Here is a 269-nt window from a genome sequence, read left to right on the forward strand (position 1 = left end):
GTATGAGAATGGTGTGCCGGTGGTTAATCTGGATCCGGCAAAGCGTGTCGAAGATACCTACGACCTGGACGAAGAGAGCGGCCAGTTTTCACCGACGTTCGGTCTTGCGATCAAGCCGGGTGTGGACTGGCTTCAGTTGTATGCACGTTGGGGCAAGGGATGGCGCCCACCGGCGGTGACCGAAGTATTGATGACGGGGCGGCCTCATGGCGGCAATGCCCCTGAACGGGTGTTCCCAAACCCCTTTCTCAAGGCAGAGGAATCCAGAG

At 58.4% G+C, this 269-nt stretch carries 1 protein-coding gene; it reads left to right on the top strand.

The features are described 5' to 3' along the window. The coding region (locus GHN92_RS23715) for a TonB-dependent receptor domain-containing protein (RefSeq protein WP_153381357.1) at positions 1–269 on the top strand (269 nt) is incomplete at both ends.

This window comes from Pseudomonas sp. FSL R10-2964, from assembly GCF_009600035.1.
GTDB classification, from domain to species: Bacteria; Pseudomonadota; Gammaproteobacteria; order Pseudomonadales; family Pseudomonadaceae; genus Aquipseudomonas; species Aquipseudomonas bubulae.